Annotated in this window: 8 protein-coding genes; 4 read left to right on the top strand and 4 right to left on the bottom strand. The window is 68.4% G+C overall.

What is annotated here, in order from left to right:
- Positions 1-95 precede the first annotated feature (95 nt).
- Together G3I40_RS22915 and G3I40_RS22920 are read left to right on the top strand one after the other, a co-directional pair.
- The gene (locus G3I40_RS22915) at positions 96-554 is read left to right on the top strand and encodes a MarR family transcriptional regulator (RefSeq protein WP_164304014.1); all 459 of its coding nucleotides are present in this window, start codon (positions 96-98) and stop codon (positions 552-554) included.
- Between the two features lie 44 nt (positions 555-598).
- The gene (locus tag G3I40_RS22920) at positions 599-1,051 is read left to right on the top strand and encodes a GNAT family N-acetyltransferase (RefSeq protein ID WP_164304015.1); all 453 of its coding nucleotides are present in this window, start codon (positions 599-601) and stop codon (positions 1,049-1,051) included.
- A gap of 96 nt (positions 1,052-1,147) precedes the next feature.
- Here the strand turns inward: G3I40_RS22920 and G3I40_RS22925 are convergent, their stop codons facing one another.
- Complete coding sequence (locus G3I40_RS22925) at positions 1,148-2,527, bottom strand: serine hydrolase domain-containing protein (protein WP_164304016.1); 1,380 nt, start codon at positions 2,525-2,527, stop codon at positions 1,148-1,150.
- An 87-nt stretch (positions 2,528-2,614) separates the two neighbouring features.
- Between G3I40_RS22925 and G3I40_RS22930 the strand changes: the two genes are divergently transcribed.
- The gene (locus tag G3I40_RS22930) at positions 2,615-3,514 is read left to right on the top strand and encodes a sigma-70 family RNA polymerase sigma factor (protein WP_164304017.1); all 900 of its coding nucleotides are present in this window, start codon (positions 2,615-2,617) and stop codon (positions 3,512-3,514) included.
- On the opposite strand, the gene dnaB is transcribed toward G3I40_RS22930, so the two are convergent.
- Positions 3,515-4,993, bottom strand: coding sequence for a replicative DNA helicase (gene dnaB, locus G3I40_RS22935; protein ID WP_164304018.1), 1,479 nt, complete (start codon positions 4,991-4,993; stop codon positions 3,515-3,517).
- 459 nt (positions 4,994-5,452) lie between these two features.
- On the opposite strand from dnaB, the gene G3I40_RS22940 reads away from it, so the two are divergent.
- Positions 5,453-6,790: an MATE family efflux transporter gene (locus G3I40_RS22940; RefSeq protein ID WP_164304019.1), complete on the top strand. Its 1,338-nt coding sequence runs from the start codon at positions 5,453-5,455 to the stop codon at positions 6,788-6,790.
- A 126-nt stretch (positions 6,791-6,916) separates the two neighbouring features.
- Here G3I40_RS22940 and rplI read toward each other — a convergent pair whose 3' ends face one another.
- Both rplI and rpsR read right to left on the bottom strand, forming a co-directional pair.
- Positions 6,917-7,363 (bottom strand): 50S ribosomal protein L9, encoded by a 447-nt coding sequence (rplI, locus tag G3I40_RS22945; RefSeq protein ID WP_164304020.1) that lies wholly within the window; start codon positions 7,361-7,363, stop codon positions 6,917-6,919.
- 18 nt (positions 7,364-7,381) lie between these two features.
- A complete protein-coding gene (gene rpsR, locus G3I40_RS22950; protein WP_003949403.1) occupies positions 7,382-7,618 on the bottom strand; it encodes a 30S ribosomal protein S18 in 237 nt (78 codons plus the stop codon).
- Positions 7,619-7,780: the final 162 nt, after the last annotated feature.

Raw genomic sequence — 7,780 nt, forward strand, 5'->3', positions numbered from 1 at the left:
CAATAATTGCAGACGCTGGCTAATTGCAAACGCGGGCAATTTCAGGCATCGACTACTCTGGTACGCAGCCGCTCCGGACGGAGGATCCACGCGCCATGACCGCCACTGACCCCGCTCTCACCGCCCTCTCCCAGGGCTGGTGCGCGCTTTCCCTGCTCCACGGGAAGATCGAGGCCCACATCGAGCGGGCCCTGCAGGCCAGGCACGACCTCAGCGTGCGCGAGTACTCCCTGCTCGACGTCCTCAGCCGCCAGCACGACGGAGAGGGCGGCCACCTGCAGATGAAGCAGGTCGCCGACGCCGTCGTGCTCAGCCAGAGCGCCACGACCCGGCTGGTGACCCGCCTTGAGGACCGCGGCCTGCTCTCGCGCTATCTGTGCCCGACCGACCGGCGTGGCATCTACACGAACGTCTCCGAGGCCGGCCTCACCCTCCTTGAGGAAGCCCGCCCCACGAACGAGACGGCCCTGCGTGAGGCCTTGGACATCGCGGCCGAGAACCCCGAACTCTCCCCGCTCGTCCGGGCCGTCGAAGGGCTGCGTGTGCCCGCGTAACCCCTGCTCACCCCTTCTCCCGGCGGTCCGCCTAGGCTGCCGCCATGGGAGATCTTGAGATCAGGTCCGCCGCGGCCGAGGACGTCCCGGCGATCGTCGCGATGCTCGCGGACGATCCGCTGGGTGCTCAGCGCGAGTCACCGGAAGACCTCACGCCGTATCTGGCCGCCCACGCACGGCTGTCCGCCGACCCGAACCAGCACCTCGTCGTCGCGGTGCGCGAGGGCCGCGTCATCGGCACTCTGCAACTCACCGTCATTCCGGGGCTCTCCCGCAAGGGCTCGACCCGTTCGATCATCGAGAGCGTGCGCATCCACGCCGACGAGCGGGGCAGCGGCCTCGGGACGCGCCTGATCACCTGGGCCGTCGAGGAATCACGCCGACAGGGCTGCCAGCTGGTACAGCTGACCTCCGACACGAGCCGTACCGACGCCCATCGCTTCTACGAGCGACTGGGCTTCACGGCATCGCACGTCGGGTTCAAGCTGCAACTGTGAAGGACCCGTTCGCCCGCTCTACGCCCGTTTCACGTGAAACAGGCTGGCCGGTGGTGGGCTGTTTCACGTGAAACGGCCCACCACCGTATGTCCGAACTACTGCGGAAGCCCTCGCCATCCCTCGGGATGCACTCCACCGGGCACCGCAGACTCCGCGTCGTACACCGTCCGCGTGAAGACGAACGACCCGAGATCGAGATGGCTCACCGAGCCGTCCGGCCGCCGCACCGCCTGGAGCAGCTCCCCCGCGTAGTAACCGTCGAGGCCGGTCCAGGTGCCGTCACCGTTCGCCCGGAACCGCGAGCGGCGTCCACCGCCGGCCATCGGACCGAGGTCCACCCCGCCATCGGCCGTCAGCCGCAACGCCACTACCTGTGTTCCCCAGTACCAGGGGCCGGCCAGTTCCAGGACCGCCGCGTCGAATGCGGGCAGCGGCCGCCACGGTTCAGGCATCCGCGGTTCGGCCTCGGCGACGATCTCCAGCAGCTCAGCGGCCACCGCGGCCGCGGGCACCCCGGAGGTGCAGTTGGCCAGCGCGACGGCCACGAGCCCGTCCTCCTCGCTCAGCCACAGCCCCGCCACGAACCCCGGCAGTGATCCGCCGTGCCCCGCCAGTGTCCGCTCGCCCAACCCCAGTACCTGCAGTCCGAGTCCGTACGACGCTTGCCCGGCACCCGGTAGCGCAGGCGCGGCGGGCGTCCGCATCTCCCGGACGGACTCCGCGCTCAGCACCCGCTCGTCACCCACGGCGAGGAAGGCGCCAAAGACTGTCAAGTCGCGCGTGGTGGACCACAGTTGCCCGGCGGGAGCCATCAGGCCGAGATCCTCGCTGGGCTCCGGAAGCATCACGTCGGCGTACGGGTGCACGGCCCAGCCCCCGGCGTGCGGCGCCTCGGCCCGGACGCCCGTGCGGCTCAGACCGAGCGGCTCGAGGATCTCGCGTCGCAGGGCCTCCTCCCAGGAGACGCCACGCACCTTCTCGACCAGCGAACCGAGCAACGTATAGCCGGGGTTGGAGTAGTGGTGGCGACGCCCGACCGGATGCCGGAAGGGCTGCTCACCGAGGACGTCGGCGAGGGTCGGCCGGAGCGTGGCGGGCGAGCGCTCCCACCACTCGCCAGGCGTCTCGGCCGCCAACCCACCGGTGTGTGCGAGGAGTTCCGCCACCGTGACCTCTCCCGCCCCGGTACCGGGCAGATGCTTCTCCAACGGGTCCCCCAGGTCGAGCAGCCCCTCATCGCGCAACCGCAGCACCAGCACGGCCGTGAAGGTCTTCGTGATCGAGCCGATCCGGTACTGCACGTTCTCGTCGGGGCCGTGCCCGTCCACCGAAGTACGCGCACCGGTCCACACGAGCTCACCGTCCCGGGCGACCGCCGCGACGAGTGACGGAGCGCGGCCTTCGCTCTGCGCGACGGCGATACGGTGCAGAAGGGCCCGGCGGGTGGAGGGCAACAGCTCAGAGGGTGTCGTCATGTGCCCAGTCCACCCCGGGTGTTCGGCTCAGTCGAGTCGATTTCACCGGCGGCTGATCACGGGTGCACGGACGGACAGAGGCGGGCGATGGACGAGCAGCTCTCGCAGGACAAGCTGGCGCTGCGCTTCGAGGAGGAGCGCGGACGGCTACGAGCGGTCTCCTACCGGATGCTCGGCTCCCTCAGTGACGCCGATGACGCGGTGCAGGAAGCCTGGTTGCGGCTGAGCCGCACCGATATCAGTGGCGTCGAGAACCTCACGGCCTGGCTGCGAACGGTCGTCTCGCGCATCTGCCTCGACATGCTGCGCTCCCGCACCGCACGCCGCGAGGAGTTCGCCGGCGACCAACTGCCGGACCAGACCTGGGACGAGGGCGACAGTACGGATCCCGAGAGCGAAGCCGTACTGATCGACGCGGTGGGCCGCGCTCTGCTCGTCGTGCTCGCCACGCTGGGCCCCGCCGAGCGGGTCGCGTTCGTCCTGCATGACCTCTTCGCGATGCCCTTCGACGAGATCGCGCCCATCGTGGAGCGCACCCCTGCCACCACCAAGAAGCTCGCGAGCCGCGCACGCCGTCGTGTCCAGGGCCCCACCGCACTCCCCGCCCCGGTCCTCGCACAGCAACGACACGTCGTCGACGCCTTCCTCACCGCTGCCCGGAACGGCGACCTCGACGCACTGCTCGCGGTCCTTGCCCCCGATGTCGTGCGACGCGCCGACCCGACGACACTGCCGGCCGGTGCGCAGACACTGGTGCGCGGCTCGGACGGCGTGGCCCGCGAGACAGTCGTCCTGCGGCGCAACGCCCAGTTCGCCGCCACGGCGCTCATCGACGGCCGGGTCGGCATCGTCGTCGCCCCACACGGCCGCCTGTTGTTCGCCCTGGTCGTCACCGCCGAAGCAGACAAGATCACCGCGTACGAAGTGATCGCGGACCCGGCACGTCTGGCGGCCCTGGACCTCGCCGTGCTCGACGGCGAGGGGTGATCAGGTCTGCGCCATGTCCACGAAGCGGGAGTAGTGGCCCTGGAAGGCGACGGTGATGGTGGCCGTCGGACCGTTACGGTGCTTGCCCACGATGATGTCGGCCTCGCCCGCGCGCGGTGACTCCTTCTCGTACGCGTCCTCGCGGTGCAGCAGGATGACCATGTCGGCGTCCTGCTCGATGGAGCCGGACTCACGCAGGTCGGACACCATCGGCTTCTTGTCCGTGCGCTGTTCGGGACCACGGTTCAGCTGCGAGAGCGCAATAACCGGCACCTCGAGTTCCTTGGCCAGCAGCTTGAGGTTTCGGGACATGTCCGAGACCTCCTGCTGACGGCTCTCGGAGCGCTTGGATCCACCGGCCTGCATCAGCTGCAGGTAGTCGATGATCACGAGCTTGATGTCGTTGCGCTGCTTGAGCCGCCGGCACTTCGCGCGGATCTCCATCATCGACAGGTTCGGAGAATCGTCGATGTACAGCGGTGCGGCCGAGACCTCGGGCATCCGGCGCGCGAGTCGCGTCCAGTCCTCGTCCGTCATCGTGCCGGACCGCATGTGGTGCAGGGCCACGCGCGCCTCGGCCGACAGCAGACGCATCGCGATCTCGTTGCGCCCCATTTCCAGGGAGAAGATGACGCTGGGCAGATTGTTCTTGATCGATGCGGCGCGCGCGAAGTCCAGTGCGAGTGTGGACTTACCCATGGCGGGTCGGGCCGCGATGACGATCATCTGGCCCGGGTGCAGACCGTTCGTCAGCGAGTCGAAGTCGGTGAAGCCGGTCGGCACGCCGGTCATCTCACCACTGCGCGAACCGATCGCCTCGATCTCGTCGAGCGCGCCTTCCATGATGTCGCCGAGCGGGAGGTAGTCCTCACTGGTGCGCTGCTCGGTGACCGCATAGATCTCGGCCTGCGCCTTGTTGACGATCTCGTCGACGTCGTCGTCGGCCGCGTATCCCATCTGCGTGATGCGCGTACCGGCCTCGACGAGGCGGCGCAGCACTGCCCGTTCATGGACGATCTCCGCGTAGTACTCGGCGTTCGCCGCGGTGGGGACCGTCTGGACGAGGGTGTGCAGATACGATGCGCCACCGACTTTGTTGATCTCGCCGCGCTTCGTCAGCTCCGCGGCGATGGTGATCGGGTCGGCCGGCTCACCCTTGGCATAGATGTCGAGGACAGCCTGAAAGATCGTTTCATGGGCCGGCTTGTAGAAGTCGGGACCCTTGAGGACCTCGACCACGTCCGCGATCGCATCCTTCGACAGGAGCATGCCACCGAGGACCGACTGCTCGGCGTCCAGGTCCTGCGGGGGTACGCGCTCGAAGGTGGCCGGGCCGTCGTCCCAGCCCCCGCCCTCTCGGCCACGCTCGTGCTGATCCCCCTGGCCGCGGCCACCCTTACGGTTCTGCCGGGAAGGGGGTAGACGGTCACTGGGACCGCTGTCGGCCCAGGGGTCGTCCAAGGGCTCGGAGATACTCACCGGGCCACCTCCTCCCGTCCGCCGAGCGGACCTCGCCGTGCCTCTCATTCCTACGGCACGACACTGACAAATCGGGGGCCCGATTCCGGTTCTGACGCGTCGGTTTCATGAGGTTTCCGAGGCCGAAAGACACGGTGGGCGCCGCACCACGGTAGGCGTGTCGGCACCGTCAGCCAATCTGGTTATCCACAGGCGGTGTGGACGACGGGCCTCTTGCTGTGGAGAACTCGGGAAAACCTGTGCACGACCCGGTGGACAGGCCTGTGAACAAGCCCTCAGGCCACTTCACACACAGCATCTGACCTGCGCATATCCCGTCCACTGGCTGTGCAGAAGAAAAACTTTCTCAGTCGGCCCAAGATCTCCGGGATCGCCGTCCCGCGACACGCGGAAGGGCTCTTCATGTAAGGGTCATGAAGGCATTGCATCTCTTACCTGTGGAAGATTAGATTGGTGCTCATGACACAGGCTCCAGCGACACCCAAAGCCGCCCGCCGACGGCACGACCGGGAGATCGTCGCTCTCGCCGTCCCCGCCTTCGGTGCACTCGTCGCGGAGCCCCTCTTCCTCATGGCCGACAGCGCCATCGTCGGCCACCTCGGCACATCCCAGCTGGCCGGGCTCGCCGTCGCCTCGGCCCTGCTCACGACCGCCGTCAGCATCTTCGTCTTCCTGGCCTACGCGACCACGGCCGCTGTGGCACGCCGGGTCGGTGCGGGCGACACACGCGCCGCGATCCAGCAGGGGATGGACGGCATCTGGCTCGCCCTCCTCCTGGGTGCGGCCGTCATCGCCATCGTCCTGCCCACCGCGCCCTCGCTGATCGGACTCTTCGGCGCCTCGGACACAGCCGCCCCGTACGCGGTCACCTATCTCCGCATCTCGTCACTCGGCATTCCCGCAATGCTGGTGGTCCTTGCCGCCACCGGCGTGCTGCGCGGCCTCCAGAACACGAAGACTCCGCTGTACGTCGCCGTCGCGGGCTTCGTGGCCAACGCCGTGCTCAACGTCGGTCTCGTCTACGGCGCCGGCCTCGGCATCGCGGGCTCCGCCTGGGGCACCGTCATCGCCCAACTCGGCATGGCCGCCGTCTATCTGGTCGTGGTCGTCCGTGGCGCCCGGCGCCATGGAGCCTCCCTGCGTCCCGATGCGGCAGGCATTCGGGCCTGCGCCCAGGCCGGAGCGCCACTGCTCGTCCGTACGCTCTCGATCCGCGCGATCCTGATGATCGCCACAGCCGTTGCGGCCCGACTCGGTGACGCGGACGTGGCCGCGTACCAGATCGTCCTGTCCCTGTGGAACCTGCTGGCTTTCGCCCTGGACGCCATCGCCATCGCCGGCCAGGCCATCATCGGCCGCTACCTCGGAGCCGACGACGCCCAGGGTGCGAGAGACGTCTGCCGACGCATGGTGCAGTGGGGCATCGCCGCAGGAGTGATCCTCGGCATCCTCGTGGTCGCTGCCCGTCCTCTGTTCGTTCCGCTGTTCACGAGCGACGCGGTCGTCCAGGACGCGGCCCTGCCGGCACTCATCGTGGTGGCGCTCTCCCAGCCCGTCTGCGGCATCGTGTTCGTACTCGACGGCGTCCTGATGGGCGCGGGCGACGGACCGTACCTGGCCTGGGCCATGCTCATCACCTTGGCGGTCTTCACCCCGGTCGCACTGATGGTGCCGGGCCTGGGGGGCGGCCTCACCGCCTTGTGGGGAACCATGGCGCTGATGATGCTGGTCCGCGTCGTGACGCTCTGGGTCCGCTACCGCTCCGGGCGCTGGGCCGTCACGGGCGCGACCCGCTGATCGAAGGGCACCGTTTCACGTGAAACCCGCCGTTTCACGTGAAACGGCGGACAGACAGCAAGCGTGTGGGGCCGCATCCCGAAGGATGCGGCCCCACATGTGCTTCAGCTCTGCTCAGGGCAGTGCTCAGGCAGCGACGACCTCGACGTTGACCTTGGCGGCAACCTCGGGGTGCAGACGCACGGTCGCCTCGTGGGCGCCCAGCGTCTTGATCGGCGAGCCCAGCTCGACGCGGCGCTTGTCGACCTTCACGCCGCCCGTGGTCTCGATCGCCGAAGCGACGTCAGCCTGGGTGACGGAACCGAAGAGACGACCGGCGTCGCCGGAGCGGACGGCCAGACGGACCTTCACGCCCTCGAGCTTGGCCTTGATCTCGTTGGCCTGCTCGATCGTGGCGATCTCGTGGATCTTGCGGGCGCGGCGGATCTGCGCCACGTCCTGCTCGCCACCCTTGGTCCAGCGGATCGCGAAACCACGCGGGACCAGGTAGTTGCGGGCGTACCCGTCCTTGACGTCGACGACGTCGCCGGCGGTGCCGAGGCCAGAGACCTCGTGGGTCAGGATGATCTTCATTAGTCGGTCACCCTTCCCTTATCGCGCGGTGGACGTGTAGGGCAGCAGCGCCATCTCACGGCTGTTCTTGACTGCCGTGGCGACGTCACGCTGGTGCTGCGTGCAGTTGCCGGTCACGCGGCGGGCACGGATCTTGCCGCGGTCGGAAATGAACTTCCGCAGCATGTTCGTGTCCTTGTAGTCCACGTACGTGACCTTGTCCTTGCAGAATGCGCAGACCTTCTTCTTAGGCTTGCGCACAGGCGGCTTCGCCATGGTGTTTCTCCTGTGTGATCAAGAAGTGTGGGTACGAGCCCAGCCCTAGAAGGGGGGCTCGTCCGAGTAGCCGCCGCCGGAGCCGCCGGAGCTTCCGCCCCAGCCGCCACCGCCGCCGCCCTGCTGCTGGCCGCCGCCGGCCGGGGCACCGGTCGCCCAGGG

It is taken from the genome of Streptomyces sp. SID14478 (genome assembly GCF_010548525.1).
Classification (GTDB): Bacteria; Actinomycetota; Actinomycetes; order Streptomycetales; family Streptomycetaceae; genus Streptomyces.